This is a genomic window from Tritonibacter horizontis, from assembly GCF_001518015.1.
GTDB classification, from domain to species: Bacteria; Pseudomonadota; Alphaproteobacteria; order Rhodobacterales; family Rhodobacteraceae; genus Epibacterium; species Epibacterium horizontis.
Genome location: NZ_LPUY01000008.1, coordinates 220,108 through 246,141 on the forward strand (window position 1 = coordinate 220,108; position 26,034 = coordinate 246,141).

A 26,034-nucleotide genomic window follows, 5' to 3' on the forward strand; every position below is an offset into this window, starting at 1 on the left:
TGGCGGTGAACAGAGCCTGCAGGGGGATTGGTACAATACAAAAGGGCTGCCCGATTGGGCAGCCCCGAAGCTTTGTAGACAGATCCGTGAGACAGATCAGGCGTCGCCGTTTACGCTGTCTTTCAGCGCCTTGGCGATGGTCATTTTCACGACCTTGTCCGCTTCTTTCATGAACTTTTCACCGGTGGCCGGATTGCGCACTTCGCGCTCAGGACGCTCGCGGCAGTAGATCTTGCCGACACCCGGAAGGGTCACGGCACCGCCGCCAGACACTTCGCGCGTGATCAAGTTGCAGACGGCATCCAGCGCGGCGCCAGCGGTCTTCTTGTCGCTGTCCATTTCCTCAGCCAGTGCTGCCACAAGCTGAGTTTTGGTCATCGGTTTGGACATTACTTTGCTCTCCTTGAAACTGCCCGACGTGGTGGGGCCTCATCGCGTAACATTAGCGTTATGTTGTGGGACAACACAACGCGTAGCGACCAAGATCAAGCGCCAATCAAGCGATTTTCGGTGGAAAACAGCATATTTTCGCCCCTACAGGAAGGCGGTTTCGTCAAAAGAGCGCAGTTTCCGGCTGTGCAGCCGTTCCAATGGCATCGTCCGCAGCTGCTCCATGGCCTTGACCCCGATGAAAAGATGCCGGGAAACCTGGGTGCGGTAGAAGTCGGAAGCCATGCCCGGCAGCTTCAACTCGCCATGCAGTGGCTTGTCAGAGATGCACAGGAGGGTGCCGTAGGGAACCCGAAACCGATAGCCATTGGCAGCAATCGTGGCGCTTTCCATATCAAGCGCGATGGCGCGCGATTGGCTCAGCCGCTGCACCGGCCCGGACTGGTCGCGCAGCTCCCAGTTGCGGTTGTCGTGGCTGGCCACAGTGCCGGTTCGCATGATCCGCTTGAGGTCATAGCCGGAAAGGCCGGTTTCCTGCGCCACCGCCTCTTCCAGGGCGACCTGGATTTCCGCCAGCGCCGGGATCGGCACCCAGACTGGCAGGTCGTCATCCAGCACGTGATCCTCACGCAGATAGGCATGGGCCAGAACGAAGTCGCCCAGAGCCTGGCTATTGCGCAGTCCGGCGCAGTGTCCCACCATCAGCCAGGCATGCGGCCGCAGCACCGCGATATGATCCGTTGCCGTCTTTGCATTGGACGGGCCAACGCCGATGTTGACCAGGGTGATCCCATTCCCGTCCTTGCGCTTCAGATGGTAGGTCGGCATCTGCGGCATCTTGGGCGAGGTCGGCAATTCGCCATCGGCCTCGGTGATCTCGATATTGCCGGTGGACACGAAACTGGAATAGCCGCTGTCGGGGTCAGCCAGTTGCGCGCGGGCATAGGCCTCGAATTCGGTGACATAGAACTGGTAGTTGGTGAACAGCACGTGGTTCTGGAAATGATCCGGATCGGTGGCCGTGTAATGGGCCAGCCGCGCCAGCGAGTAGTCCACCCGCTGCGCCGTGAAGAGCGACAGCGCACCGACACCGTTCACAGGCACAAAGGTGCCGTTGACGATGTCGTCGTTTGTGGTGGCCAGATCCGGCACATCAAAGACATCCCGCAGCGGGAAACGCGCCGCGCCTTCCTGCGGGACGGTCAGACCGGGGCGCGAGGCGACCGCGAAATGCACCGGCATCGGCGTGTTGGACACGCCAACCGTGACCGGCTGGTCGTGGTTCTTGATCAACAGGCCAATCTGTTGTTCGAGGTAATGCGCAAACAGCTCCGGCCGCGTCACCGTGGTCGCATAGGTGCCGGGGTCTGCCACATGGCCAAAGCTGAGGCGGCTGTCCACCTGCGCATAGGTCGTCGTCGTGAAACGGACCTCGGGGTAGAAGGCGCGCATGCGGCAACCCGGCGCGGCGCCCGCGCTCATCGCGGCGATGAACTGGTCGCAAAGAAAGTTGGTGGCCGTATCATACAGCGCGATCAACCGCGCAACCGCGGCTTTTGGATCGGTAAAGCTTTCGCTTGCGGGGACGTCGGGGGAAGTTATGTCATTCATTAAAAGGCTCGATTACTGGAATTTTCTTAAAGGTGCGCACGTCCACCAGCCCAAGGTCACTGATCCGGAGTTCCGGTATCACCACCAGCGCCAGCAGCGAGTGCTGCATATAGGCGTTGTTCAAGGTGCAGCCGCACGCCTGCATCGCCTCGACCAGTTTCTGCGCCTTGGCGGCGACTTCGCTTGCGGGCCGGTCAGACATCAGGCCGGCAATCGGCAGCTCCACCAGCGCCAGCTCCTTGCCGTCGCGGAACAGGGTGATGCCGCCACCGACCTCCGCCAGCCGGTTGGCCGCCAGCGCCATCTGGGCGCGGTCAGTGCCGACGACGATCATATGGTGGCTGTCATGGGCCACGGTGGAGGCCATCGCCATATCGCCCGCATAGCCAAAGCCGGAGACAAAGGCGTTGGTGACACCGCCCGTCGCCTGATGCCGTTCGACCAGTGCAATCTGGCAGATGTCGTCGCGCCCTTCAACCAAACCGTCCACCACCGGAAGCTCCGCTTTGAGCGCTTTGGTCGGGGCCTGGTTTTCAACCACGCCAATCACATTCGCGGTGACAGAATTTGCCCCGTCCGGTGCGGCGAGTTCGAAATCGCCAGCCGCCAGTTCATGGCCGAGATGCACCGTCCCTCTGGCGCTCTCGGGCCAGTCCAGATGTGGACATTCCACCTTGATAGAGCCTGATTCCGCGACGATCTGGCCGCGAGCAATCACCACTTCGATCGGCAGCGAGCGGAGGTCAGAGGTCAGGATGACATCGGCCCGTCGTCCCGGGGTGAGGGAGCCGATCTCGCGTTCCAGGCCGAAATGCGTTGCCGTGTTGATTGTGGCCATCTGCAGCGCAATCAGCGGGTCGCACCCGCATTCGATGGCGTGGCGCACAACCCGGTTCATATGGCCATCATTGACCAGAGTGCCGGAGTGGCAATCATCGGTGCAGAGGATGAAATTGCGCGGGTCCAACCCTTTTTCAGTGATCGCGGTGATCTGCGCCTCGACATCGTACCAGGCCGATCCCAGGCGCACCATCGCCCGCATGCCCTGCCGCATGCGCGCAATCGCGTCCGCTTCGCAGGTGCCTTCGTGATCATCTGCCGGACCGCCGGCAACATAGGCGGCAAAATCCGGCCCCAGATCGGGAGAGGCGTAATGCCCGCCGACCGTCTTGCCCGCGCGCTGGGTCGCGGCGATCTCTGCCAGCATCTTGGGGTCGCCCATGGCAACACCGGGAAAGTTCATCATTTCACCCAGGCCGATGATCCCGGGCCAGTGCATCGCCTCTGCCACATCTTCGGCCGTGATCTCATAGCCGGTGGTTTCCAGTCCGGGCGCCGAGGGCGCACAGGAGGGCATCTGCGTGTAGATATTGACGGGCTGCAGCAGCGCCTCGTCATGCATCAGCCGCACGCCCTCAAGACCGAGCACATTGGCGATCTCATGTGGGTCGGTGAACATCGAGGTGGTGCCGTGGGGAATCACTGCGCGGGCGAATTCCGCTGGTGTCAGCATGCCGCTTTCGATGTGCATATGCGCATCACAAAGCCCCGGCATCATGTACCGTCCCTCGGCCTCGACCACTTGGGTATCCGGACCGATCATTGCCGAAGCATCGGGGCCCACATAAGCGATCCGCCCTGACTTGATCGCAATATCGTGCTGGTCCAGCACTTCACGCGTGTGGACATTCACCCAGGATCCATTGCGGATCACCATGTCGGCGGGCGCGCGTCCGGCGGCGGTTTCGATCAGTTGGGGGGCGACGTCGGGCCAGCTTGGAAAGGTCTTGTGTGTCATGGCCTACTGTTAATGATTGCGTACGAGGGTGCAAGTCCCCTAATCCGCGATCATAACAGTGACATGACCCAGCACAAATACCGGACCCTTGGACAACGCGGTCCCCAAGCGTTCGCATCGCCTCTCTCGGGCACAGAGACTGGGGGATGTCCGGGATGCGGGTTGGCAGGTCATTGAGAGCATCGTGCCCTTATTAGAGCCTGTTTTGTCTTTTTACTGCTGATTTTGTCAGATCCAAACGCCGCTGCCGCAAGCGATCCGGATAGGACAACTGCGCAGAGATCAGCGCTGTGACCCCCGCAGGGCGCGCGGGGTGGTGGCAAATTCCGACTTGAAGGCCCGGGTCAGCGCGCTTGGGTTGTCGTATCCGGTCCGCATCGCGACCTCTGAGACACTGATATCAGACTCTAATAAAAGCTTTCGCGCCTGAATTAGTCGCAAACGGCGGTAGACGGTCGCTGGGGTTGCTCCTAGATCCGCCTTCATGCGGGTTTCTAAATCTTTGCGCGGGCGGCCGATACGCCCTGCGATTTCCGGGATGGTGAGGGGTGTTTCAAGGTTGGCCTGCATCACGCCGATCGCCCGTGCAACAACGCGATGTCGTGCCAGCATCGCTTCTGGTGCGGCACCGGCGCTTTCGGCACTCATGAACAGTGTTGCGACCTCCAGCCGGAGGGCCTGGCCATGGGTGTCGCCGATCAGCTCCAGCATCAGATCAAATGCCGCAAGCGCGCCCGTACAGGTGATCCGGTCATCATCCCGCACATAGCGCGCCCGCAGCACCTCCACCTCGGGAAAGCGTTCTTCCAGCCGCGCGATTTCGTCCCAATGGATCGTCGCCTGTCGCTGATCGAGCAGCCCGGCCGAGGCCATCAGCCAGGGGCCGGTATCAAATCCCGCAAGACCGCCATAGCGCGTCGTCGCCGCCCGCAAGGCCCGGTGGGTCTCTACGGTGTCGTGGCGTAAAAAGTGATAGCTGGGCATGATCGCCAACAGGTCCCCGCCGCAGTCGGCAAGCCTTGCATGGGCGGTGACCTCCATACCGGAGGAAGAGACGACCGTACCGCCATCCAGCGACACAAAACGCCAGCGATAAAGCGCCTGCCCGGCCAGCGTATTGGCCGCGCGCATCGGCTCTACCGTGTTGGCGAGGCAATGGGCGGAAAAATCGTCGAACAACAGGACATCGACCTGCTGCACCGCCGCGACATGATTTGTCCATCTCTGCATGAATTTGTCCGTTTCTGCATGTTCGCCACTCTAGGGTGCGGTTACCCTGAGCCGCAAGCGAACACATCAACAGGAGACGCCCGTGCATTTCGGCATGACAGAAGAACAGGCGATGATCGTCGAAACCACCCGCGCCTTTGTCGAGAATGAAATCTACCCGCACGAGCTGGAGATCGAGCGCAGTGGCCATCTGGACATGGATCTGGTGCGCGAGATTCAGGCCAAGGCGATCGAGGCCGGACTGTATGCGGCCAATATGCCGGAGGAGGTCGGCGGTGCCGGTCTCGATACGCTTTCCTGGCTGCTCTATGAAAAGGAGTTGGGGCGCGCCAACTACGCGTTGCACTGGACCGGCGTTGCGCGCCCGTCGAACATCCTGTTGGCCGGCACCGATGAACAGAAAGAGAAGTATCTCTTTCCCTGCATCCGGGGTGAAAAATGGGACTGTCTGGCGATGACCGAACCGGGGGCCGGCTCTGATCTGCGCGGGATGACGGCCTCGGCGCGCAAGGACGGCGACGACTGGGTCCTCAACGGCACCAAGCATTTCATCTCGCACGCCGATGTGGCGGATTTCGCCATTGTCTTCATGGCGACCGGTGAGGAAGAAACCCCGCGCGGCAAGAAGAAAAAGATTACCGCCTTTTTTGTCGACAAGGGCACGCCGGGCTTCACGGTCCGCGACGGGTATCGCAACGTGTCCCATCGGGGCTACACAAATGCCGTGCTGGAGTTCGACGACTGCCGCCTGCCGTCCGCCGCAATTCTGGGCGAGGTCGACAAAGGGTTCGAGGTGGCCAATACGTGGCTCGGTGCGACCCGTCTGCAAGTGGCCGCAACCTGTCTGGGCCGGGCCGAACGCGCGCTGCAACACGCTGTGGAATACGCCGCAGAGCGCAAGCAATTCGGCCAGCAGATCGGCAAGTTTCAGGGTGTGTCCTTCAAGCTGGCGGATATGGCGATGGAATTGAAAGCCGCGAACCTTCTGACCTGGGAGGCAGGTTGGAAATTCGACGAAGGCACGGTCACCGAAAGCGATATGTCGATGGCAAAGCTGAAGGCGACCGAAATGCTCGCCATGGTCGCGGACGAGGCGATCCAGATTCACGGCGGTATGGGCCTGATGGACGAACTGCCGCTCGAACGGATCTGGCGCGATGCTCGCGTGGAGCGTATCTGGGAGGGAACCAGTGAAATCCAACGGCACATCATCAGCCGCGAGATGCTGCGACAGCTAGGAGGCTAACCCATGTCCACCCCGACCGATCCCATCCAAAAACCCAATGTGACCATCACCTATTGCATTGGCTGCAACTGGCTGCTGCGGGCGGCCTGGATGAGCCAGGAACTGTTGTCCACCTTTCAGGAGCAGCTGGGGGGCGTCACCCTGGTTCCCGGTGAAATTGGCGGTAGTTTTGAGATCACGCTGGATGGCGAAGTGATCTGGGAGCGCAAGCGGGATGGTGGATTTCCAGACGTCAAGGAACTGAAAACCCGGGTGCGAGATCGGATCAACCCGGATCAGAGCCTTGGGCATCTGGATGGCGAAACTTTGAGAAAATAGGGTCTTATGCTGTCTCTAAATAGGCTTTTCAGGCCAAAATCCATTGCCGTCATCGGTGGCGGCGCCTGGTGCGCTGCGGTGATCGAACAATGTCGCAAGATGGGATTCGAAGGCGAGATCTGGCCCGTGCACCCCAAGGCGGAGGAGGTCGCAGGCCTGCCTGCCTTTCGGGATGTTGTCGCCTTGCCATCGGCGCCGGACGCCAGTTTCATTGGCGTGAACCGCTTTGCCACGGTCGAGATCGTCGCGGCGCTGGCGGTGCGGGGCGCCGGGGGGGCGGTCTGTTTCGCCTCCGGTTTCCTCGAAGCCGAGGCAGAGGACGCCGAGGGGGCGGCGCTGCAGGACAAGCTCATTGCGGCCGCGGGCGAAATGCCGGTTCTGGGCCCGAATTGCTACGGCTTCATCAACTACCTTGATGGTGCGCTCCTGTGGCCGGATCAGCATGGCGGCAAACGGGCCGACCGCGGCGTTGCCATTGTCACCCAAAGCTCCAACATCGCGGTCAACCTGACCATGCAGATGCGTGCCTTGCCGGTGGCCTATGTCGTCACCTGTGGCAATCAGGCCCAGACCGGCCTGGCCGCCATAGGCGAGGCGCTGCTGGAAGACGACCGCGTGACCGCGCTGGGGCTGCATATCGAAGGCTTTGGCGATCTGCGCGCGTTTGAAGCATTGGCGCTAAAGGCCCGTGCGCTCGGCAAGCCGATTGTCGCGCTCAAGGTCGGGCGTTCAGCGCAGGCGCGTGCGGCGACTGTATCCCACACGGCGTCGCTTGCTGGCGGTGACGCTGGCGCCGGCGCGCTGTTGGCCCGGCTCGGCATTGCGCGTCTTCATGACCTTCCGTCGTTTCTTGAAACGTTGAAGTTGTTGCATGTGGCGGGACGGTTGCCATCGACCCGCATTGCGACCATCAGCTGTTCAGGGGGCGAGGCAAGCCTGTCGGCCGATACAGCACAGGGCCGGTGCGTCAGCTTTCCGCCCTTGAATGACCGGCAACGGACCGACCTGCGGGCGGCGCTGGGGCCGATGGTGGCGCTGGCGAACCCGCTCGACTACCACACCTATATCTGGCGCGACACGGAGGCGATGACCCGGGCGTTTTCCGCCATGGTCGACCCGCAACTTGCGCTGACAATTCTGGTGGTGGATTTTCCGCGCCCGGATCGCTGCGACGCCTCGGACTGGGACTGCACGATCCAGTCTGCCATCGCAGTGCGGCAACGCACAGGCCAGAACATCGCCATGCTCGCGACCTTGCCGGAGCTGCTGCCAGAGGCGGTCGCCGAACAGTTGCTCGCCGCCGGAGTGGTGCCGATGCTGGGCCTTCCAGAGGCGATAAACGCCATCGAAGCGGCGGGCCTGCCCTTGCCCGAGCTGGTTCATCCGCTGCTGTTGCCGACCAGGACCGCCCCGGATCCGGATCTGGTGCCGGAAGGGGAGGCCAAAGCCTGGCTGGCGCGTTTTGGCCTGCGTGTGCCCCGGGCCAAGCCTGCACGGACGGTTGTCGCGGCGCGCGCCGTTGCGGCGGATATCGGCTATCCGGTGGTGCTCAAGGGGGAAGGCATCGCCCACAAGACGGAGGCCGGCGCGGTAAAGCTGAACCTTCGCTCCGGCCAGGAAGTCAGCGACGCCGCTGTTGCCATGCCGACAGACCGTTTCCTGATAGAGGAAATGATCGACGGCGCCGTGGCGGAGGTGTTGATCGGAGTGGTCAAGGATCCCGCCCATGGGTTTGTCATGACGCTGGCCGCCGGCGGGACCCTGACCGAGATCCTGCAGGACAGTGCCTCTGTCCTCTTGCCCGCAACGGATGCGATGCTGAATGCGGCGTTGGACGGGCTCAAAATCGCGCCCCTTCTGGCCGGCTATCGTGGTGCGTCCGCGGCCGACCGCTCCGCAATCCTGCGCGCGATCCGCGCGGTCGAGGCCTATGTGATCGCAGAGGCGGACGGCCTGGAGGAGATCGAAATCAACCCATTGCTCTGCACCCCGACGGATGCGGTGGCTGCGGACGCGCTGATGCGCAGAAAGGACCTGTTGCGATGACTGATGAAAACCCGGTGAAGACCCGTCGTGAGGGCGGCGTGTTCGAAGTAACGCTGGACCGCCCCAAGGCCAACGCGATCGACCTGAAAACCTCGGTCCTGATGGGCGAGGCGTTCCAGGCCTTTCGCGACGATGATACCTTGCGGGTCGCAATTGTCACCGGCGGCGGCGAGAAGTTCTTTTGCCCCGGTTGGGATCTCAAGGCGGCGGCCGATGGCGACGCCGTGGACGGGAACTATGGCGTTGGAGGGTTTGGCGGTCTGCAGGAGCTGCGTGACCTCAACAAACCGGTGATCGCGGCGGTAAACGGCATCGCCTGCGGCGGCGGGCTGGAACTGGCGCTGTCGGCGGATATGATCCTGTCGGCGGATCATGCGCGCTTTGCGTTGCCGGAGATCCGCTCCGGCACCGTGGCGGATGCCGCGTCGATCAAGCTGCCGAAACGCATCCCCTACCATATCGCGATGGAATTGTTGCTGACCGGACGATGGTTCGACGCCGAGGAAGCGCATCGCTGGGGGCTGGTGAATGAAATCGTGGCCGGCGATCAGCTGATGGACCGCGCCTGGGAGCTTGCACGGCTGTTGGCCTCTGGCCCGCCGCTGGTCTACGCCGCCATCAAGGAAATCGTGCGCGACGCCGAGGATTCAAAGTTCCAGGACGCCATGAACCGGGTGACCGGGCGGCATTTGCGCACGGTCGATGTGCTGTATGGCTCCGAGGACAACCTTGAGGGGGCCAAGGCATTTGCCGAAAAACGCGACCCGGTCTGGAAGGGACGCTGACGGCCCGTCGGGAGACCTGAGTGCGCCGCGTCGGGGGGGAGGCTCCCGCCCGGTTTCACCGCCCTGGCGGACGATCAAACCCGTTGGGCCTGGCGCCGCGCTGGCGCGCGGCGTCCGGACGACCGAGGCCGGCGCCGGGGTGACGTCTGATGTGGCAGATCATCGCGAGGGCGGGGAAAATGGGCCGGTTTTCGGCGCCGGATGTGCTGAGCATCTTGCAACCGGCCCGGACGCGCCGCATGGTCCGCATATGACCAGATCCAGCCACAAGACCCTCCTTTGTATCGGTTTCGGCTATACGGCGCGGGCGTTGGCCGCAGCGCTGGCCGGACCAGACTGGCGCATTATCGGCACCACACGGGACCGTGCGGAGGCCGCGCCGATGGCGGGTGTCACGCTGTGCACCTGGCCGGGCGACCCGGTTCCGCTCTCGGGGGTGACCCACGTCCTGTTGTCAATCGCGCCGACCGAAGAGGGCGACCCGGTGCTGGCCTCGATGGCCGAAGATATCGCCGCTTTGCCCGGTCTGGAGTGGGTTGGCTACCTGTCGACCACAGCGGTTTATGGCGACCATAACGGCGCCTGGGTGGATGAGACAACGCCGCTGACTCCGGCCAGCAGACGCGGCGACCTGCGGGTCGAGGCCGAAGCGGGATGGCAGGCCATTGCTGACCTGCCGCTGCATATCTTTCGCCTGGCCGGCATCTACGGCCCCGGCCGTGGCCCGTTTGCCAAGCTGATGTCGGGCAGGGCGCGGCGCATAGTCAAACCGGGGCAGGTGTTTTCGCGCATCCATGTGGACGATATCGCGCAGGTGCTTGTGGCCTCCATCGCGCGACCCGATCCGGGCGCGATCTACAATGTCTGTGACGATGAACCCGCGCCGCCGCAGGATGTGCTGGGCTTCGCGGCAGAGCTTCTGGGCCTGCCGATGCCGGCCGAGGTCCCCTTTGACGAGGCGGGGATGAGCCCGATGGCGCGCAGTTTCTACGGGGAAAACAAACGGGTGCGCAATGACCGCATCAAGGATGAACTCGGCGTGCGCTTGCTGTTCCCCGATTACCGCAGTGGGCTGCGGGCGGTACTGGAGGTCGAGGACATGGACCGCTTTGTCCCGCCCGCGGATCCGCCGGGGGTGTAAGTGCGGACTGGCGCGCCAGCATCGTGGCCGGGGAGACAGGGTCGCCGGAGTGACAGGCGGCCGGGGCAGGGGCAACGGGTTGCGTCGGTCTAGGCCCGTTTCTCGCCGATCTGGGCGACGCCCAGCACATCCAGCACCTTGGCCTCGATATGCTCTGCATTCATTGCCGCACTGGCATACATATCCGCTGGGCTGGACTGGTCGATGAAAGTATCCGGCAGCACCATGGAGCGGAATTTCAGACCGGTATCGAAGACGCCCTCTTCGGCCAGCAGCTGCGCCACATGGGAGCCGAAACCACCGACAGCGCCTTCCTCGATGGTGATCAGAGCCTCGTGATCGTCCGCCAGCCCGAGGATCATCTCGCGGTCCAGCGGCTTGGCGAAACGCGCGTCCGCAATCGTCGGCGTGATGCCTCTGGCAGAGAGTGCCTCGGCGGCCTTTTTAACCTCGCCCAGGCGGGTGCCAAAGGACAGGATCGCGACACGGGCGCCGGTCTGGATCATGCGGCCCTTGCCAATCTCCAGCACCTGGGCCTGGTCGGGCATCTCGACACCCTCGCCCTCGCCACGCGGGTAGCGAAAGGCGATGGGGCCATCGGTATGGGCGGCCGCAGTGGCGACCATATGTTTCAGCTCTGCCTCGTCGGCGGCGGCCATCACCACCATGCCAGGCAGGTTGGTCATAAAACCGATATCGAAGGATCCCGCGTGGGTGGCGCCATCCGCGCCGACAAGGCCGGCACGATCAATGGCGAACCGCACCGGCAGGCGCTGGATCGCCACATCATGCACCACCTGATCGTACCCCCGTTGCAAGAAGGTGGAATACATGGCGCAAAAGGGCTTCATCCCGCCAGCGGCCAGGGCGGCGGCAAAGGTCACCCCATGCTGTTCCGCGATGCCCACGTCAAAGGTGCGTGACGGATAGCGTTCGGCCATCAGTTTCAGCCCGGTGCCATCCGGCATTGCGGCGGTTACGGCGCAGATCTTGGAGTCCTGCGCGGCCAGCGCCACCAGGGTTTCGCCAAAGACAGAGGTATAGGATGGTGCATTGGAGGGCGATTTCTTCTGCTCCCCGGTGACCATATCAAATTTTGCCGTTGCATGGCCCTTGTCGCGTGCCACCTCGGCCGGGCGGTAGCCCTTGCCCTTTTTGGTGACCGCGTGGATCAGGATCGGGCCGGTGGCGCGGGCTTTGACCGTGCGCAGCACCGGCAACAACTGGTTCATGTCATGCCCGTCAATCGGCCCGATATAGGAAAACCCGAGGGATTCAAAAAGGGTGCCGCCCATCGCCATGCCCTTGAGCATATCCTTGGCGCGTTTCGCGCCCTCGCGGAACGGTTCCGGCAAAAAGGACACCGCCCCCTTGGCCGCGGCCTTCAGGTCGTGAAACGGCGCTTCTGTATACAGACGGCTGAGGTAGGACGACAGCGCCCCCACCGGCGGCGCGATCGACATCTCGTTGTCGTTCAGGATCACGATCAGACGCTTGCCGAGGGCACCGGCATTGTTCATGGCCTCAAACGCCATGCCGGCACTCATCGCGCCATCGCCGATCACCGCAATCGCGTCGCCCAGGCCTTCTTCGACGACGCCGCCCAGATCGCGTGCAACGGAAAAGCCAAGCGCGGCGGAGATCGAGGTGGAGCTATGCGCCGCGCCGAACGGATCAAACGGGCTCTCGCTGCGTTTGGTAAAGCCGCTGAGACCGTTTTTCATACGCAGGGTGCGGATACGGTCGCGGCGCCCGGTCAGGATCTTATGCGGATAGGACTGGTGCGACACGTCCCAGATCAGCTTGTCCTTGGGGGTGTCAAAAACCGCATGCAGCGCCACGGTCAGCTCGACCACGCCAAGCCCGGCGCCGAGGTGGCCGCCGGTGGTGGACACGGCCGAAATGGTTTCCTGACGCAGCTCATGCGCCACCTGGGTCAATTGTCCGTCGGTCAGCCGTTTCAGATCCGCAGGGGATGCGATCTGGTCAAGGAGCGGGGTCTGTGGCCGGTCGGTCATATTGTTCCTGGCTCCTTTGGCGCGGGTCAGTTGTCGCGCGAAATAACGAAGCGGGCGGTATCCTTCAAGGTCTCACCCGCGTTACCATAGGGTGACAGGGCCGCGCAGGCGAGGTCTGTCAGTTCCCGTGCGCGGGCTTTCGCGCCCGCAAGGCCCAGCAGGGAGACAAACGTGGCCTTGCCGGCCTCGGCATCCTTGCGCACGGCCTTGCCCACGGTCGCGGCGTCGCCCTCAATGTCCAAGATGTCGTCGGCAATCTGAAACGCCAGCCCCAATGCCTGCGCATAGTGTCGCAGGGCCGTGCTGTCAGCCCCGGCCAGCCGCGCCCCGGCGCAGGCAGACCATTCGATCAGGCAGCCGGTCTTGCGCGCCTGAAGCGTCGTGATCTCGTCCAGCGTCAACGGGGTTTGCGTGCTTTCCGCGGCTATGTCCAGCATTTGGCCCGACACCATGCCATTGTGACCCGCCGCCTCCGCCAGGCTGCGGATCAGCAAAAGCGCATGCGGGCCGACCGTTTCCTGTGCCAGCAGTTCAAACGCGAGGGTGTGCAGGCTGTCACCGGCCAAAACGGCGGTGGCCTCGTCCCATTTGCGATGCAGGGTCGGCTGGCCCCGGCGCAGATCATCGTCGTCCATGCAGGGCAGATCGTCATGCACCAACGAATAGGCATGGATGCATTCGATCGCCAAAGCGGCCTCCAGCGCGGCCTCAGGTGACACATGGTGCAGCCGGGCGCTTTCCAGCACCAGAAATCCGCGCAGCATCTTGCCGCCGCGCAGCGCATAGGCCATCGCCTGATGCAGCCGGTCAGACGGCGACAGGCGCTGGTCAATCTGAGACGAAATTCTTGCCTGCGCCTCTTTCAGCGCGGCGGCAAACCCTGCTGACACGACGCTTAGCCCGCGTCGAGCGGCTGGGTGCCGTTGGGCTGGCCGCCGGCATCCAACGTGATCGCCGCGACTTTTTCCTCGGCGCGCTTCAGTTCGTCCTCGCAGCGTTTCTTCAGGTCCGCGCCGCGCTCGTACAGGGCGATGGATTTGTCCAGCGCCACGTCACCGCGTTCCAGCTGGTCCACAACGCGTTCCAGTTCCTGCATCGCCTGTTCAAAGCTCATATCGGTGACGGGTGTCTCGGTAGTCATGTCGCGGCCTTTATCAATTCTTCCACATGCGCCTTCGCGGCTTCGGCAAGCGCGTTCAGATCATATCCGCCTTCCAAAGTCGAGACGATACGACCCTGACACAGGTCCTGCGCAAGGGCGCAGAGTTGCGCCGTGAGCCAGCGGAAGTCCTCTGTTTCCCATTGCAGCTGCGCCAAAGGGTCATCCTTGTGGGCGTCAAATCCGGCCGACAGGATGATCAGCTCCGGCTTGAAGGCGCGGAGCCGGGGAAATGCCTGTTCGCTATAGACGTCGCGCATTGCCGCGCCGGTGCTCTCCGGGGCCAGCGGCAGGTTCATCACGTTGCCATGGGCGCCGTCTTCCTCCGGATCGCCGGTGCCGGGCCAGAGCGGCATCTGTTGCGAGGTGATGACCAGCGCGCGCTTTTCATCCCACAGCAAATCCTGGGTGCCGTTGCCATGGTGCACATCGAAATCCACCACCGCGACCAGCTTCAGCCCGTGGTGATCCAACGCATGTTTCGCCGCCAGTGCTGCGTTGCCGAACAGGCAGAACCCCATGGATGTCTCGGTCTCGGCGTGATGCCCGGGCGGGCGCGTGGCGCAAAAGGCATTGCCCACGTCGCCGTTCAGCACCATGTCCACGGCCCGCACCGCCGCACCGGCGCCGCGAAAGGCCGCGTCGAGTGATCCGGGCGACATCCATGTATCCGAGTCCAGCTGCTTGATCCCCTCGCCGGGAAGGGCGCGGCGCAGATCGTCCAGATAGCGTGCCGGATGAATGCGCAGAAGATCGTCTTCGGCAGCCATTGGCGCGGTGACCCGTTGCAGGTCGAGCCCCTCCAGCGCATGCAGCACATGTTCCAGTCTGGCCACCTGCTCCGGGTGACCCGGCGGGGTCTTGTGAGACAGGCAATCTGCGTGGGTCAGGAGCGCGGTGGTCATGGAATTTCCCTTTTGAACGGTCGGGAAACGATCTCTGTTTGCCCGCCGCAATGCAAGGGGGCCACCGTTAGATCAGCGTTAGACCGCACGGGCCGCAGCGGGTGGGGCAGGAGGGACGATGACCGCGATGATCGCGCTTAATCCGGGGCCAGCATATAGCCCGCGCCGCGCACCGTTTGCAGGTATTGCGGCTGCTTGGGGTTCGACTCGATCTTGCGGCGCAAGCGGGTAATCTGGACGTCGACGGCCCGTTCCTGTGCCTGGCCCCGGTCGCGACCCAGATCTTCGACCAGTTTGGCGCGGCTCACGGCCTCGCCGGGCTGGGCTGAAAAGATCTTCATCAATTGGACCTCGGTCGACGTGAGCCGCACCAGAGTGTCCCCCTGCCACATCTCCCCCCGTTCGATATCGTAGCGGATCGCGCCCAGTTGCAGAAACTTGGGGGTCACCTCTTCGGGGCGGTTTTCCGGCATGCGGCGCAGGATCGCGTTGATCCGCAACAACAGCTCCTTGGGTTCAAACGGTTTCGGCAGATAATCGTCGGCGCCGGCCTCCAGCCCCTTGATCCGGTCCCCCGTTTCGCCGCGGGCGGTCAGCAACAGGATCGGCGTCGTCCGGGTTTCGCGCAGCGCAGCGGTCAGGGACAGGCCGTCCTCGCCCGGCATCATGACATCCAGCACGATGAGGTCGAAATCGAGCCCCGACAGAACCCGGCGGGCATGGGCCGCATCGCGGGCCGCGGTCACCAGGAACCCGGCCCGCACCAGGAATTTCTTCAGCAGGTCACGGATCCGCTCATCGTCATCGACAATCAGCAGATGCGCGTCGCCAGTGGTCATTGCGACGCCTCGCGCAGGTCGGCATAGGCACGGCGCATATCGGCATCCATCATGGCTTCGAGTACTTTCTTGAACCCCTGCACCGCCTCGGGCCCGGCCTGTTTATAGGCCGCCCGCATGCGAATGCGCTGGGCGTCGGACAGGCGTTGTTCCAGCTCGCGCCCCCGGTCCGTGAGGTAGAGATTGCGCTCTCGCTTGTCGAGGGTCCCGACCCGGCTGTCCACCAGCCCATCCTCGACCAGCGCCCGCAGGACCCGGTTCAGGGACTGTTTGGTAACGCCGAGTATACTGAGAAGATTGTTGACCGTGGTGCCGGGGGCGCGATTGATAAAGTGCATCGCGCGATGATGGGCCCGGCCATAGGCCAGCTCGGCCAGAATGCGATCAGGATCGGCGGTAAACCCCTGGTAGGCGAAGAACATCGCCTCGATCCCCTGGCGCAGCTGTTCATCGGTCAGGAACAGCAGACTTTCGCCACCAAACCCCGATCCGGACCGCCCGTCAGACATGTCGCCTCTCCTTTGTTTTGCCGGGCAGTTTATGTCAGCATTGTTGACATTCCAAGACCCGAGATGTATCGAGTCGCGGGTTTGGCGCAATTATGTGACTGAAGTTGCAGGGTATTGCGCAATTACCGAAAATGATACGGCGCTGAAGAGGAACGCAGAATGGCTGGATACGAAGACCGTGACGGTCTGATCTGGATGGATGGGGAACTGGTGAACTGGCGCGATGCCAAGGTCCACATTCTGACACATGCGATGCATTATGCCTCTTCCGTCTTTGAGGGCGAACGGGCCTACAACGGCAAGATCTTCAAAAGCCGCGCCCATTCCGAACGGCTGATCGCCTCGGCCAAGGCCCTGGATATGCCGATGCCCTATTCGGTGGACGACATCGAAAAGGCCAAATCGGATACGCTCAAGGCCTCGGGCCTGACCGATGCCTATGTGCGTGCGGTGGTCTGGCGCGGCTCGGGTGAAGATATGGGTGTGGCCTCGGCCAAGAACCCGGTGCGGATGGCTGTCGCCGTCTGGGGCTGGGGCGCCTATTATGGCGATGCCAAGATGCAGGGCGCTAAGCTCGATATTGCAGAGTTCAAACGCCCCTCGCCGGAAACCATCCCCGTCCATGCCAAGGCGGCGGGTCTTTACATGATCTGCACCATCTCCAAGCACAAGGCCGAGGCCAAGGGCTGTTCGGATGCGCTGTTCATGGACTATCGCGGATATGTGGCCGAGGCGACCGGCGCCAATATCTTCTTCGTCAAGGATGGCGAAGTTCACACGCCACTGCCGGATTGCTTCCTCAACGGGATCACCCGCCAGACCGTGATCCAGATGCTGCGGGACAAGGGGATCACCGTCCACGAACGCCACATCATGCCGGAAGAAATGGACGGGTTCGAGCAATGTTGGCTGACCGGCACCGCCGCAGAAGTGACCCCGGTGGGCGAGATCGGCCCCTACACATTCGAAGTCGGCCAGATGACCCGCGAGATCGCTGAAGAGTACGAGGCATTGGTCCGCAGCTGATCCATCATCGCTGTTAAACGGCAAAAGCGCGCGGCATCCGCCCCGCGCTTTTTCTGTATTCGCACCTGCGGTGCCGTTCTGGCGCCTGTTGCGCCGTCAGCGGTTTTCACCTCCCGGGGCGTGCGCGCCGCAGGCGCACACCTGGGTCGGTCTACGTCAGGCGATTTCGGTTGTGACATCCACGTTGCCGCGCACCGCGTTGGAGTAGGGGCAGATCTTGTGGCCGGCTTCGGTCAGGCGCTCGGCGGCGGCCTTGTCGACGCCCGGCAGGGAAACCTTCAGGTTGACGGTCAGTCCAAACCCACCTTCGTCGCGCGGGCCGATGCCCACGGCAGCTTCGACCGAGACGTCATCCGGCACTTTGGGCAGGCTGTCGTCCTGCGTCGTCGCGAATTTCATCGCGCCGATGTAGCAGGCGGAATACCCCGCAGCGAAGAGCTGCTCGGGATTGTAGCCTTTGCCAGATCCGCCCATTTCGGTTGGCGGCGCCAGATCGAGAACAAGATCGGTGCCGGCCACCTCGGCCTGGCCGTCCCGGCCACCGGTTGCGGATCCATGAGCGGTATAAACGGGGGAAACAGACATCGGGAACTCCTCTGTGATTTGAAATCGTAGGCGATTATATCGTGTGCGATTAATGTGGGGCCCGATCCCGCAATGTCAACCGCTTGCGATTAAATCGTGTCAGACCTAATCTCATCCGATGGACCGTAGCCTGACCACCGATGACCTGCTCTGTTTCTCCGTTTACGCGGTGAACCATGCGATCTCCCGCCTCTATCGCCCGCTTCTGGCGCCGCTTGGGCTGACCTACCCGCAGTATCTAGTGCTTGTTGCGCTTTGGGACAGGGACCAGCGGCGGGTGAACGATCTCGGCGCGGAATTGCAACTGGACAGCAACACGCTGACGCCGTTGCTGAAACGGATGGAGGCTGCGGGGCTGGTGACCCGTCAGCGCAACCCCGAGGATGAGCGCAGCCTCATTGTCACGCTGACCGCGAAAGGCCGGGATCTGCAATCCCACGCTGGCGCGCTGACCACCTGTGTGCAGGACGCAATGGGCGAGGATCTTGACGAACTGGCGGCACTGCGTGATCGGCTTCACGCGCTGCGCGACCGGTTGGAGCAGCAGTGACCCCTAGCCGCCTTTTGGATCGGTCAGCGGTTTTGCCTTGCCTCGTTCCAGCCCGAGCCGACTTTCGCGCCAGACCACGATGCCATTGGCCGCGATGACCAGTGCAGCGCCGGCCAGCATCACCAGCGATGGCCATTCTGCAAACCAGACGTAGCCGATCACCAGTGCAAACAGCATCGAGACATAGTCATAGGGTGCCAGCAATGACGCCGGGGCGAAGCGATAGGACGAGGTCACAAGGATCTGGGCCAGCGCGCCGATGAAACCGGTGCTGATCAGCAGCAGCAACATCGGTGCATCGGGAACCACCCAGCCAAAGGGCAAGGTCAGCAATGACAGCAACGACGCTGTGACCGAAAAATAGAACACGATGGCGGAGGTTTCCTCGCTCTGGACCATCTTTCGGATATGGATCTGAACGAACCCCCGTAGGGCCGCAGACCCAAGCACCAGAAGCGCCCCGATCAGCGCGGTATCCTGCAGGGTCTCGGCCCCTCCAAGGCGCGGCGACAGCATGATCAGGACGCCAACCAGACCGATGGCGACGGCACTGATGCGGATGATGCGAATGCGTTCACCCAGCAGGAGCGCGGCGAGGATCAGGGTGAAAATCGGCGTGACATAGCCCAGCGCGGTCACCTCGGGCAACGGCAGCATCGACAAAGCGGCAAAGTTCAGCCCCATGGCAGAGGTGCCCACCAACCCGCGCCAGAAATGCAGCATCGGGCTCTTGGTTCTGAGCCCCTTGGACAGATCGCCCCGGACCGCGAGCCAGACAAAAATCACCGGCAAAACAAAGAAGGACCGGAAAAACACCGCTTGTCCCGTCGGCACCGTCTGGGTGATTTCCTTGATCAGCCCGGACATGATGGTGAACAGGCCGATGGCGATCACCTTGAGACTGATTGCCAGCAATGGTCGATGCGATGTTAAGCTTTTTGCCATGCGCGGACCCTGCGCCGATCCTTGCAGATTGGCAAGCGGCCGGCGCAGGATTGGTACATTAATATAGCGCCCGATGCTGGCGGGAACGGGCTTCCCGCAGGCCTCAGCCCGCTGGAGTCCGCGCCCGGCCAGATGCCGTGTCCTGTTGCCATTCCCGCAGGGCCTGACGCAGGATCTGCATCGCGGAATTGAGGAACAATCCGGCCATGATCCCGGCCACCAGCAGGTCCGGCCAGCCGGTGGCCGTGCCCCAGACCCCCAAGGCGGCGATCATCACCGCGACGTTGCCGATGGCGTCATTGCGAGAACAGAGCCAGACCGAGCGCACGTTGGCATCGCCATCCTTGTAGGAAACGAGCAACAGGACCGACACCAGGTTCGCGGCCAGGGCCAGTGCCCCGATCCCGCCCATGATCTGGGCCTCGGGCACGCCGATGACAAACACCTGCCAGACCGTGGAGCCAAAGACCCAGAGCCCCATCAGCAACAGGCTGACCCCCTTGCCAAGCGCGGCCAGCGACCGGGTTCGCACAGATGCGCCGATCACCGCGAGCGAAATCCCATAGGTCAGCGCATCACCGAGAAAATCAAGCGCATCAGCCTTGAGCGCCTGACTGCCCGCGGCCGCGCCGGCGGACATTTCCACCAGAAACATCGCCGCGTTGATGGCGATCACCGCCCAGAGACGGCGTTTGTAATCCTTTGAAACACCCTCAAACTGGGCGTCCTGTCCGCAACATCCGGCCATTGATCCCGCTCCTTTTGCCTTGAGATCTCTTTGATTCGAGAGCAACCTAATGCCTCTAGCCACTAGAGCTTCAAGAGGGGCGACCCATGTTTTCCATCGGCGCATTGTCAAAATCCACTGGGGTGAAGGTGCCCACCATCCGGTACTATGAACAGATCGGCCTGATTGCCCCCGCGACCCGCAATGCAGGCAACCAGCGGCGCTATGATCAGGCGGGGCTGGAGCGGCTCGGTTTTATCAAGCACGCGCGCGATCTTGGCTTTGGTCTGGAAGAGATCAGGGAGCTGATGGCGCTGAATGGCGAGCTGGGGCAGGATTGCCGCGCAGCGGATGAACTCGCGCGGGCGCAGCTTGAAAAAGTGCGCGCCCGCATTGCCCGGTTGCGCAGGCTGGAAACGGAGCTGGAGCGGATCACCCATCTGTGCGTCGACGGCGCGGGCGGTACCTGTCAGGTGCTCACCGCGTTGGGCGATCACAGTCAGTGTCTGGGTCAGCACGACTGACCCGGTTGCGCGCTCAGGTCAGAAGCCAGAGCAGCCCGTTGAGGGTGAAATACGCCAGAATGGTTGCCGACAGCGAGGCCAGGCTCGCCGCGCCCTCATGTCCCTTGGCCTGGGCAAAGATGGTATAGGTGGCAAACATCGGCATGGCAGCCGACAGGATCAGCGCGGTCCGAATGTCGGGCGAAATATCGAGCAGCCCGGTCACCGCAAAGCCCGCCGCGACCAAGGCGACGATGGCCGGATGGATCACCAGTTTGCCCAGGGTCGCCAGTGCAGCGAGGCTCTTGTTGCCACGCAAGGGTAGTCCTGCCAGTGAGCCGCCGATGACCACCAGAGAGACCGCGCCAGCCGAGGCGGCGACCATATCCGTGAATCGAAACACCGGGGCGGGTATCGGAAGATGCAGCACAGCAATGGCGAGACCGGTCATCAATGCCATCATGGTTGGCATTTTGAGAACGTTCCACAGAATGCGGCGTAACCTGTATCCCAATGGTTGGGCCGAATCGGCGGAGGCAGCTTCCATCAACATCAGGCAAATCGGGATCAGGATCAGAGTTTCCACTACCAGATTGAGCGTCAGAACAACGCCCGCAATCTCGGGAAAGGCCAGCAACATCACCGGATAACCGACAAAGCCGTTGTTGGGGCAGGTCGACCCCATAATACCGACAGCGCGCCGCATGGGGTCAAACCCGCGCAGGGAAAATAATACGAAACACACCGCGATGTTGAGCAGCCCGCCAATCAGGTAGGGCAGCACATAGGCGGCCTGGAAGACCTCCACAGGATCCCGCTGCGCCAGGGTGGTAAAGATCAGACCCGGCAATGCGACGTTGAAGACAAACGCGCCGAGGCTCTTGATGTCCTGTTGGCGAAAAACACCCTTCCAGACCAGGAAATAGCCCAGCCCAAGCGCCGCATAGATCGGAAAGGTAATCCCAAGGATCGCAAACATGAGGTGGCGCTACCCGATAAGGCCTTGATTTTCCCCGATCTGGCCGCGGTGCAGCAGCAGATGATCGAGGAGGACACAGGCCATCATCGCCTCTGCCACGGGCACGGCGCGAATGCCCACGCAGGGGTCATGGCGGCCCTTGGTGATGACCTCGGCCGCCGTCCCGTCCTTGCGGATCGACTGGCGCGGCGTCAGGATCGAGGAGGTCGGCTTGACCGCAAAGCGCACCACCACATCCTGCCCGGTGGAAATTCCGCCCAGGATACCGCCGGCATGGTTGGATGCGTAAACGGGCTGGCCATCGTTGCCCATGAAAATCTCGTCGGCATTTTCCGACCCCTTCAGCAGGGCCGCATTCATGCCTTCACCGATCTCCACCGCCTTGACCGCATTGATCGACATCATCGCGGCGGCAAGATCGGTGTCGAGCTTGCCATAGACCGGGGCGCCAATGCCGGCGGGTACGCCGCGCGCGACCACCTCGACCACGGCGCCGACGGAATCGTGGTCCTTGCGCAGGGCCTGCAGGTAGTCTTCCCAGTCCTGAACGGCATCGGCGTCCGGGATCCAGAAATCGTTCTGGTCGATCGCCGCCCAGTCAAACCGGGCGCGGTCGATTTCCATTTCGCCCATCCGGGTCATGTAGCCTTTGATTTCCAGCCCCGGCACCAGGGATTTGATCGCTTCGCGCGCGACACCGCCTGCGGCCACCCTTGCCGCCGTTTCCCGCGCCGAGGAGCGTCCGCCGCCGCGATAGTCGCGGTTGCCGTATTTCTGGTAATAGGTGATATCCGCATGGCCCGGGCGGAAGGTCTGCGCGATGTCGCCATAGTCCTTGGACCGCTGATCGGTGTTTTCGATCATCAGCTGAATGGGCGTGCCGGTGGATTTGCCCTCGAACACACCGGAGAGGATCTTGACCGCGTCCGGCTCCTTGCGCTGGGTGGTGTTCTTGTTCTGACCGGGGCGACGCTTGTCCAGCCAGTGCTGCAGCATCTCCGGCTCCAGGGGCACATTCGGTGGACAGCCGTCCACGGTGGCGCCCAGCGCGGGTCCGTGGCTTTCGCCCCAGGTGGTGACACGGAAGAGGTGGCCGAAAGAGTTCATGGACATGCGCGCGGGTCTCCTTTGCGAGACCCTTTACCCGCAAAGGGCGCGCGGGAAAAGAGATCGCCGCATTAACCGGTAAGAAAGGACAGAAGGACTCCCCTTTTGTTTCGCGCGCGAAACAATGGGTCAGAGTTGCTGACCTATGCCGGTCATTGCCGCCGATCCGTCCCATTGGACAGCAGAGCCGCATTCCCCGCCTTGCATTGTCATCCCGGCAGCCCTAGGGTCCGAGCCACCTCGGGGTGCGTAGTCAACTGCGCTGAGATGCCATCTGGCGAACCCGCTGAACCTGAACCGGATCATACCGGCGGAGGGAAGGTTTCGGATCCAAAGGCGGCCTATGCCTCGATCGTCTCCTTGCCTGCCGCCGCATTGGAGGACGACATGAAATCCCTCTCACTTGCGAGCAGCCTTCTGGGCGCTGTCGTGGCCACGGCGGCTGTGGCAGAGACCCCGGAATTGGTGGTTTATACCTATGACAGCTTTGTCTCCGAATGGGGCCCCGGCCCGGCGGTCGAAGAGGCCTTTGAGGCCACCTGTGGCTGCGATCTGAAATTCGTAGGCGCCGGCGATGGCGCGGCCCTGCTGGCCCGGATCAAACTGGAAGGCGCGCGTTCGGATGCGGATGTGGTGCTGGGTCTGGACACCAACCTGACCGCCGCTGCCAAGGAAACCGGCCTGTTCGCGCCGATCTCTGTCACCGCCGACTACGCGCTGCCGATGACCTGGCAGGACGAAAAGTTCGCGCCCTATGATTGGGGGTATTTCGCCTTTGTGCACAACGCCGATGCGGCGGCGCCTGCGAATTTTAAGGCGCTGGGCGACAGTGACGCCAAAATCGTGATTCAGGATCCGCGCTCCTCGACCCCCGGTCTTGGGCTGCTGATGTGGGTCAAGGCGGCTTACGGCGACGAGGCCCCGGAAATCTGGGAGGGTCTCAGCGACAATATCGTCACGGTCACCAAAGGCTGGTCAGAGGCCTATGGTCTGTTCCTGGAGGGCGAAGCCGACATGGTGCTGTCCTACACCACCTCGCCGGCCTATCACCTGATTGCCGAAGAGGATGACACCAAGGCCGCAGCCGTATTCGACGAAGGCCACTACATGCAGGTCGAGGTCGCCGGCAAGCTGGCCGCCAGCGATCAGTCGGAGCTGGCGGACCAGTTCCTGCAGTTCATGGTCTCGGATGCATTCCAGTCGATCATTCCCACCACCAACTGGATGTATCCGGCGGTGGTCCCGTCTGATGGGCTGCCGCAGGGGTTTGAAACGCTGGTAGCGCCGCAAAAAGCGTTGCTCTTGCCCGAGGATGAGGCCGCGGCGGTGCGGGATGAAGCATTGGACGAATGGCTCGCAGCGCTCAGCCAGTAATCCTGCGGCCGGTTGCAAGCTGGCCCGGAACCTGCGCCGCCCTTGGGGTGGCGCTTCTGGTTCTGGGCACGCTAGTCGCCGTGGCGCTGCGGGCGGAAGAGGGCAGGGGACTTGGCGCGGCAGAATGGTCCGCCTTGCGGTTCACCTTGCTGCAGGCCAGCCTGTCGGCCCTGTTCAGCGTCGCCCTGGCGGTGCCGGTGGCGCGTGCCCTGGCGCGGCGGCGGTTTTTTGGTCGGCGGGCCCTGATTACCTTGCTGGGCGCCCCCTTCATCCTGCCGGTGATTGTTGCCATCCTTGGCCTGCTGGCAGTGTTTGGCCGGTCGGGCTGGGTCAGCGACGGGCTGGCGCTGTTCGGGCTGGCGCCGATTCAGATCTATGGGTTGCACGGGGTGGTGATCGCGCATGTGTTCTTTAACCTGCCATTGGCCACCCGGTTGATCCTGCAAGGCTGGCAGGAAATCCCGGCAGAGCGGTTCCGTCTGGCCGCGCAGCTGAACGCAGGCCCCCGCGCCATGTGGCAGTTGCTGGAGGTGCCGATGCTGCGGCAGGTCCTGCCGGGCGCGGCGGCCGTGGTGTTTGCGATCTGCCTGTCGAGTTTTGCCGTCGCCCTGACCCTCGGGGGCGGACCAAAGGCCACCACGCTGGAGTTGGCGATCTATCAGGCCTTCCACTTTGATTTCGACCTTGGCCGGGCCGCGATGCTGTCGGGGGTGCAACTTGTCCTGACCGTGGCGGCGGCGCTTCTGGCCTTGCGGGTGCCGGTGGGCGACGGGTTTGGCGCCGGTCTCGACCGGGCGGTGGCGCGTTGGGACGGGGTTGGGCGATGGGCGCGGACGATCGACGGTTTCTGGATCGGGCTGGCAACCCTGTTTCTGATGCTGCCGCTGCTGGCGGTCGTGGCGGCCGGCGCGCCGGGTCTGCTGGATCTGCCGACCTCGGTCTGGCGGGCAACCTGGGTGTCGGTGCAGGTGGCGGCGTTGAGCACGCTGTTGTTGCTGTGGGTTGCCTTGCCGATGTCGGTCAGTATCGGTCTGGGGCATCATAAAACCGGCGAAGTTGCGGGCATTCTCGGTCTGGCCGCCTCACCGCTGGTGATCGGCACGGGGCTGTTTGTGCTGGTCTATCCTGTCGCGGATCCGTTTGTGTTTGCTGTGCCGGTGACAGCGCTGGTCAATATGGTGATGGCATTGCCCTTTGCGCTGCGCATCCTGGTGCCACGGGTGCGCCAGGTCCTGCAGCAGAACAGCCGGCTTGCGCTGGCGCTGAACATGTCTGCGCCAACCTTTTGGCGCCGCGTTCTGCTGCCCCGGTGCCGGGCGCAGATCGGCTTTGCGGCGGGGCTGACGGCGGCGCTGTCGCTGGGGGACCTGGGGGTCATCGCGCTTTTTGCCGATCCCGAAGTGGCCACGCTGCCGCTGCAGGTCTACCGTCTGATGGGGGCCTACCGGATGGAGGCCGCACAGGGGGCGGCGCTGGTGTTGTTTGTCTTGTCCATGGGGGCGTTCTGGCTCCTGGATCGCGGAGGGCGGTGGCATGCTGAAGCTTGAGGCGCTGGATCTCAGAAAGGGCACATTTCGCCTGCAGGCGGATCTGGAAATCCAGCCCGGTGCCCAGGTCGCGGTAATCGGCCCGTCGGGGGCGGGAAAATCCACCTTGCTGGAGGCGCTGGCCGGTTTTGTGCCGCCCGCCGCCGGGCGGATCAGCTGGCAGGGGCAGGATGTCACAGGCCAGCCGCCCGGAGAGCGCCCTGTGGCGATGCTGTTTCAGGATGGCAATCTGTTTCCGCATCTGACGGTGGCGCAGAACGTCGGCCTCGGGATTGATCCCAATCGCCGCCTCAGCCCACAGGAAGAGGCGCGCGTGACGGCGGCCCTTGCGCGGGTGGGGCTGGCTGGCATGGAGGGGCGCAAACCCGCTGCCCTGTCCGGCGGGCAACACAGCCGGGCAGCCCTGGCGCGGGTTCTGGTGCAGAACCGCGCGCTCCTGTTGCTTGACGAACCCTTTGCCGCCCTGGGGCCGGCGCTGAAATCCGAGATGCTGGATCTCGTCTCCGAGATTGCGCAAGAGACGGGGGCAACCCTGCTGATGGTCAGCCACGACCCACAGGACGCGCGCCGTATTTCGCGCGAGGTGGTGCTGGTTGCTGACGGGCGGGCGCATCCTCCGGCCGCCACGGCGTCGATTCTGGACAGCCCGCCGCCCGCGCTCCGGGCCTATCTGGGGGCCACGCCGGACCGATAGAT

26 protein-coding genes and 1 riboswitch are annotated in these 26,034 nt (G+C 63.1%); of the genes, 11 read left to right on the top strand and 15 right to left on the bottom strand.

Annotation, left to right across the window (positions count from 1 at the left end; translation table 11 throughout):
* Positions 1 to 96 precede the first annotated feature (96 nt).
* From TRIHO_RS01345 to TRIHO_RS01360, 4 genes are all read right to left on the bottom strand, one after another.
* A complete protein-coding gene (locus TRIHO_RS01345) occupies positions 97 to 390 on the bottom strand; it encodes an HU family DNA-binding protein (protein ID WP_005618395.1) in 294 nt (97 codons plus the stop codon).
* Positions 391 to 534: 144 nt separating this feature from the next.
* Positions 535 to 2,001, bottom strand: a complete 1,467-nt coding sequence (locus TRIHO_RS01350; RefSeq protein WP_068239593.1) for an AMP nucleosidase — start codon at positions 1,999 to 2,001, stop codon at positions 535 to 537.
* Positions 1,994 to 3,799 (bottom strand): adenine deaminase, encoded by a 1,806-nt coding sequence (gene ade / locus TRIHO_RS01355; protein WP_068239596.1) that lies wholly within the window; start codon positions 3,797 to 3,799, stop codon positions 1,994 to 1,996. The genes TRIHO_RS01350 and ade overlap by 8 nt, the downstream gene beginning before the upstream one ends.
* Before the next feature lie 282 nt (positions 3,800 to 4,081).
* The gene (locus TRIHO_RS01360) at positions 4,082 to 5,029 is read right to left on the bottom strand and encodes a GlxA family transcriptional regulator (protein ID WP_068239599.1); all 948 of its coding nucleotides are present in this window, start codon (positions 5,027 to 5,029) and stop codon (positions 4,082 to 4,084) included.
* 82 nt (positions 5,030 to 5,111) lie between these two features.
* On the opposite strand from TRIHO_RS01360, the gene TRIHO_RS01365 reads away from it, so the two are divergent.
* From TRIHO_RS01365 to TRIHO_RS01390, 5 genes are all read left to right on the top strand, one after another.
* Positions 5,112 to 6,275, top strand: a complete 1,164-nt coding sequence (locus tag TRIHO_RS01365; protein WP_068239602.1) for an acyl-CoA dehydrogenase family protein — start codon at positions 5,112 to 5,114, stop codon at positions 6,273 to 6,275.
* Positions 6,276 to 6,278: 3 nt separating this feature from the next.
* Positions 6,279 to 6,593, top strand: coding sequence for a SelT/SelW/SelH family protein (locus TRIHO_RS01370; protein ID WP_068239605.1), 315 nt, complete (start codon positions 6,279 to 6,281; stop codon positions 6,591 to 6,593).
* A 6-nt stretch (positions 6,594 to 6,599) separates the two neighbouring features.
* Positions 6,600 to 8,639: an acetate--CoA ligase family protein gene (locus TRIHO_RS01375; protein WP_068239608.1), complete on the top strand. Its 2,040-nt coding sequence runs from the start codon at positions 6,600 to 6,602 to the stop codon at positions 8,637 to 8,639.
* On the top strand, positions 8,636 to 9,424 hold the full coding sequence (locus tag TRIHO_RS01380; RefSeq protein ID WP_068239610.1) for a carnitinyl-CoA dehydratase: 789 nt from the start codon (positions 8,636 to 8,638) through the stop codon (positions 9,422 to 9,424). Before TRIHO_RS01375 ends, TRIHO_RS01380 begins: the two co-directional genes overlap by 4 nt.
* Positions 9,425 to 9,674: 250 nt before the next feature.
* Positions 9,675 to 10,565 carry an SDR family oxidoreductase gene (locus TRIHO_RS01390; protein WP_068239615.1) on the top strand — a complete coding sequence of 297 codons (891 nt, stop codon included), beginning with the start codon at positions 9,675 to 9,677 and terminating at the stop codon, positions 10,563 to 10,565.
* An 89-nt stretch (positions 10,566 to 10,654) separates the two neighbouring features.
* Here the strand turns inward: TRIHO_RS01390 and dxs are convergent, their stop codons facing one another.
* From dxs to TRIHO_RS01420, 6 genes are all read right to left on the bottom strand, one after another.
* A complete protein-coding gene (gene dxs, locus TRIHO_RS01395) occupies positions 10,655 to 12,583 on the bottom strand; it encodes a 1-deoxy-D-xylulose-5-phosphate synthase (RefSeq protein ID WP_068239618.1) in 1,929 nt (642 codons plus the stop codon).
* A 26-nt stretch (positions 12,584 to 12,609) separates the two neighbouring features.
* The gene (locus tag TRIHO_RS01400; RefSeq protein ID WP_068239622.1) at positions 12,610 to 13,473 is read right to left on the bottom strand and encodes a polyprenyl synthetase family protein; all 864 of its coding nucleotides are present in this window, start codon (positions 13,471 to 13,473) and stop codon (positions 12,610 to 12,612) included.
* Positions 13,474 to 13,478: 5 nt separating this feature from the next.
* The gene (locus TRIHO_RS01405) at positions 13,479 to 13,724 is read right to left on the bottom strand and encodes an exodeoxyribonuclease VII small subunit (RefSeq protein WP_068239625.1); all 246 of its coding nucleotides are present in this window, start codon (positions 13,722 to 13,724) and stop codon (positions 13,479 to 13,481) included.
* The gene (locus TRIHO_RS01410; RefSeq protein WP_068239628.1) at positions 13,721 to 14,647 is read right to left on the bottom strand and encodes a histone deacetylase family protein; all 927 of its coding nucleotides are present in this window, start codon (positions 14,645 to 14,647) and stop codon (positions 13,721 to 13,723) included. Before TRIHO_RS01410 ends, TRIHO_RS01405 begins: the two co-directional genes overlap by 4 nt.
* A 137-nt stretch (positions 14,648 to 14,784) precedes the next feature.
* Positions 14,785 to 15,486 carry a response regulator gene (locus tag TRIHO_RS01415; RefSeq protein WP_068239631.1) on the bottom strand — a complete coding sequence of 234 codons (702 nt, stop codon included), beginning with the start codon at positions 15,484 to 15,486 and terminating at the stop codon, positions 14,785 to 14,787.
* Positions 15,483 to 15,995: a MarR family winged helix-turn-helix transcriptional regulator gene (locus tag TRIHO_RS01420; RefSeq protein ID WP_068239633.1), complete on the bottom strand. Its 513-nt coding sequence runs from the start codon at positions 15,993 to 15,995 to the stop codon at positions 15,483 to 15,485. Before TRIHO_RS01420 ends, TRIHO_RS01415 begins: the two co-directional genes overlap by 4 nt.
* A 159-nt stretch (positions 15,996 to 16,154) precedes the next feature.
* Here TRIHO_RS01420 and TRIHO_RS01425 point away from each other — a divergent pair, with 159 nt between their 5' ends.
* The gene (locus TRIHO_RS01425) at positions 16,155 to 17,021 is read left to right on the top strand and encodes a branched-chain amino acid aminotransferase (RefSeq protein ID WP_068239635.1); all 867 of its coding nucleotides are present in this window, start codon (positions 16,155 to 16,157) and stop codon (positions 17,019 to 17,021) included.
* A 156-nt stretch (positions 17,022 to 17,177) separates the two neighbouring features.
* On the opposite strand, the gene TRIHO_RS01430 is transcribed toward TRIHO_RS01425, so the two are convergent.
* The gene (locus tag TRIHO_RS01430) at positions 17,178 to 17,606 is read right to left on the bottom strand and encodes an organic hydroperoxide resistance protein (RefSeq protein ID WP_068239638.1); all 429 of its coding nucleotides are present in this window, start codon (positions 17,604 to 17,606) and stop codon (positions 17,178 to 17,180) included.
* 118 nt (positions 17,607 to 17,724) lie between these two features.
* Between TRIHO_RS01430 and TRIHO_RS01435 the strand changes: the two genes are divergently transcribed.
* Positions 17,725 to 18,156, top strand: coding sequence for a MarR family winged helix-turn-helix transcriptional regulator (locus tag TRIHO_RS01435; protein ID WP_068239640.1), 432 nt, complete (start codon positions 17,725 to 17,727; stop codon positions 18,154 to 18,156).
* A gap of 3 nt (positions 18,157 to 18,159) precedes the next feature.
* Here the strand turns inward: TRIHO_RS01435 and TRIHO_RS01440 are convergent, their stop codons facing one another.
* Both TRIHO_RS01440 and TRIHO_RS01445 read right to left on the bottom strand, forming a co-directional pair.
* Positions 18,160 to 19,101, bottom strand: coding sequence for a DMT family transporter (locus TRIHO_RS01440; protein ID WP_068239643.1), 942 nt, complete (start codon positions 19,099 to 19,101; stop codon positions 18,160 to 18,162).
* Positions 19,102 to 19,204: 103 nt separating this feature from the next.
* Positions 19,205 to 19,849 (bottom strand): cation transporter, encoded by a 645-nt coding sequence (locus TRIHO_RS01445; RefSeq protein WP_068239646.1) that lies wholly within the window; start codon positions 19,847 to 19,849, stop codon positions 19,205 to 19,207.
* Positions 19,850 to 19,935: 86 nt separating this feature from the next.
* Between TRIHO_RS01445 and TRIHO_RS01450 the strand changes: the two genes are divergently transcribed.
* Complete coding sequence (locus TRIHO_RS01450; protein ID WP_068239648.1) at positions 19,936 to 20,352, top strand: MerR family transcriptional regulator; 417 nt, start codon at positions 19,936 to 19,938, stop codon at positions 20,350 to 20,352.
* Positions 20,353 to 20,365: 13 nt separating this feature from the next.
* Here the strand turns inward: TRIHO_RS01450 and TRIHO_RS01455 are convergent, their stop codons facing one another.
* Together TRIHO_RS01455 and aroC are read right to left on the bottom strand one after the other, a co-directional pair.
* On the bottom strand, positions 20,366 to 21,310 hold the full coding sequence (locus TRIHO_RS01455; protein WP_068239651.1) for an AEC family transporter: 945 nt from the start codon (positions 21,308 to 21,310) through the stop codon (positions 20,366 to 20,368).
* A gap of 9 nt (positions 21,311 to 21,319) precedes the next feature.
* Complete coding sequence (aroC, locus tag TRIHO_RS01460) at positions 21,320 to 22,423, bottom strand: chorismate synthase (RefSeq protein WP_068239654.1); 1,104 nt, start codon at positions 22,421 to 22,423, stop codon at positions 21,320 to 21,322.
* Positions 22,424 to 22,648: 225 nt separating this feature from the next.
* Positions 22,649 to 22,753: riboswitch (TPP riboswitch) on the top strand.
* A gap of 51 nt (positions 22,754 to 22,804) precedes the next feature.
* On the opposite strand from aroC, the gene thiB reads away from it, so the two are divergent.
* The 3 genes from thiB to TRIHO_RS01475 are packed head-to-tail and all read left to right on the top strand — an operon-like array spanning position 22,805 to position 26,032.
* Positions 22,805 to 23,791 (top strand): thiamine ABC transporter substrate binding subunit, encoded by a 987-nt coding sequence (thiB, locus tag TRIHO_RS01465; RefSeq protein ID WP_068239936.1) that lies wholly within the window; start codon positions 22,805 to 22,807, stop codon positions 23,789 to 23,791.
* Positions 23,767 to 25,338 carry a thiamine/thiamine pyrophosphate ABC transporter permease ThiP gene (locus tag TRIHO_RS01470; protein WP_068239658.1) on the top strand — a complete coding sequence of 524 codons (1,572 nt, stop codon included), beginning with the start codon at positions 23,767 to 23,769 and terminating at the stop codon, positions 25,336 to 25,338. The genes thiB and TRIHO_RS01470 overlap by 25 nt, the downstream gene beginning before the upstream one ends.
* Positions 25,325 to 26,032, top strand: a complete 708-nt coding sequence (locus TRIHO_RS01475; protein WP_068239942.1) for a thiamine ABC transporter ATP-binding protein — start codon at positions 25,325 to 25,327, stop codon at positions 26,030 to 26,032. The genes TRIHO_RS01470 and TRIHO_RS01475 overlap by 14 nt, the downstream gene beginning before the upstream one ends.
* The last annotated feature ends 2 nt before the right edge of the window (positions 26,033 to 26,034 follow it).

Excerpts from the sequence above, each read along its gene's own strand:
- TRIHO_RS01345 (WP_005618395.1), bottom strand. The coding sequence starts at position 390 with ATGTCCAAACCGATGACCAAAACTCAGCTTGTGGCAGCACTGGCTGAG.
- TRIHO_RS01350 (WP_068239593.1), bottom strand. The coding sequence starts at position 2,001 with ATGAATGACATAACTTCCCCCGACGTCCCCGCAAGCGAAAGCTTTACC.
- ade (WP_068239596.1), bottom strand. The coding sequence starts at position 3,799 with ATGACACACAAGACCTTTCCAAGCTGGCCCGACGTCGCCCCCCAACTG.
- TRIHO_RS01360 (WP_068239599.1), bottom strand. The coding sequence starts at position 5,029 with ATGCAGAGATGGACAAATCATGTCGCGGCGGTGCAGCAGGTCGATGTC.
- TRIHO_RS01370 (WP_068239605.1), top strand. The coding sequence starts at position 6,279 with ATGTCCACCCCGACCGATCCCATCCAAAAACCCAATGTGACCATCACC.
- TRIHO_RS01375 (WP_068239608.1), top strand. The coding sequence starts at position 6,600 with ATGCTGTCTCTAAATAGGCTTTTCAGGCCAAAATCCATTGCCGTCATC.
- TRIHO_RS01380 (WP_068239610.1), top strand. The coding sequence starts at position 8,636 with ATGACTGATGAAAACCCGGTGAAGACCCGTCGTGAGGGCGGCGTGTTC.
- TRIHO_RS01390 (WP_068239615.1), top strand. The coding sequence starts at position 9,675 with ATGACCAGATCCAGCCACAAGACCCTCCTTTGTATCGGTTTCGGCTAT.
- dxs (WP_068239618.1), bottom strand. The coding sequence starts at position 12,583 with ATGACCGACCGGCCACAGACCCCGCTCCTTGACCAGATCGCATCCCCT.
- TRIHO_RS01405 (WP_068239625.1), bottom strand. The coding sequence starts at position 13,724 with ATGACTACCGAGACACCCGTCACCGATATGAGCTTTGAACAGGCGATG.
- TRIHO_RS01410 (WP_068239628.1), bottom strand. The coding sequence starts at position 14,647 with ATGACCACCGCGCTCCTGACCCACGCAGATTGCCTGTCTCACAAGACC.
- TRIHO_RS01415 (WP_068239631.1), bottom strand. The coding sequence starts at position 15,486 with ATGACCACTGGCGACGCGCATCTGCTGATTGTCGATGACGATGAGCGG.
- TRIHO_RS01420 (WP_068239633.1), bottom strand. The coding sequence starts at position 15,995 with ATGTCTGACGGGCGGTCCGGATCGGGGTTTGGTGGCGAAAGTCTGCTG.
- TRIHO_RS01425 (WP_068239635.1), top strand. The coding sequence starts at position 16,155 with ATGGCTGGATACGAAGACCGTGACGGTCTGATCTGGATGGATGGGGAA.
- TRIHO_RS01430 (WP_068239638.1), bottom strand. The coding sequence starts at position 17,606 with ATGTCTGTTTCCCCCGTTTATACCGCTCATGGATCCGCAACCGGTGGC.
- TRIHO_RS01435 (WP_068239640.1), top strand. The coding sequence starts at position 17,725 with ATGGACCGTAGCCTGACCACCGATGACCTGCTCTGTTTCTCCGTTTAC.
- TRIHO_RS01440 (WP_068239643.1), bottom strand. The coding sequence starts at position 19,101 with ATGGCAAAAAGCTTAACATCGCATCGACCATTGCTGGCAATCAGTCTC.
- TRIHO_RS01445 (WP_068239646.1), bottom strand. The coding sequence starts at position 19,849 with ATGGCCGGATGTTGCGGACAGGACGCCCAGTTTGAGGGTGTTTCAAAG.
- TRIHO_RS01450 (WP_068239648.1), top strand. The coding sequence starts at position 19,936 with ATGTTTTCCATCGGCGCATTGTCAAAATCCACTGGGGTGAAGGTGCCC.
- TRIHO_RS01455 (WP_068239651.1), bottom strand. The coding sequence starts at position 21,310 with ATGTTTGCGATCCTTGGGATTACCTTTCCGATCTATGCGGCGCTTGGG.
- aroC (WP_068239654.1), bottom strand. The coding sequence starts at position 22,423 with ATGTCCATGAACTCTTTCGGCCACCTCTTCCGTGTCACCACCTGGGGC.
- thiB (WP_068239936.1), top strand. The coding sequence starts at position 22,805 with ATGAAATCCCTCTCACTTGCGAGCAGCCTTCTGGGCGCTGTCGTGGCC.
- TRIHO_RS01470 (WP_068239658.1), top strand. The coding sequence starts at position 23,767 with ATGGCTCGCAGCGCTCAGCCAGTAATCCTGCGGCCGGTTGCAAGCTGG.
- TRIHO_RS01475 (WP_068239942.1), top strand. The coding sequence starts at position 25,325 with ATGCTGAAGCTTGAGGCGCTGGATCTCAGAAAGGGCACATTTCGCCTG.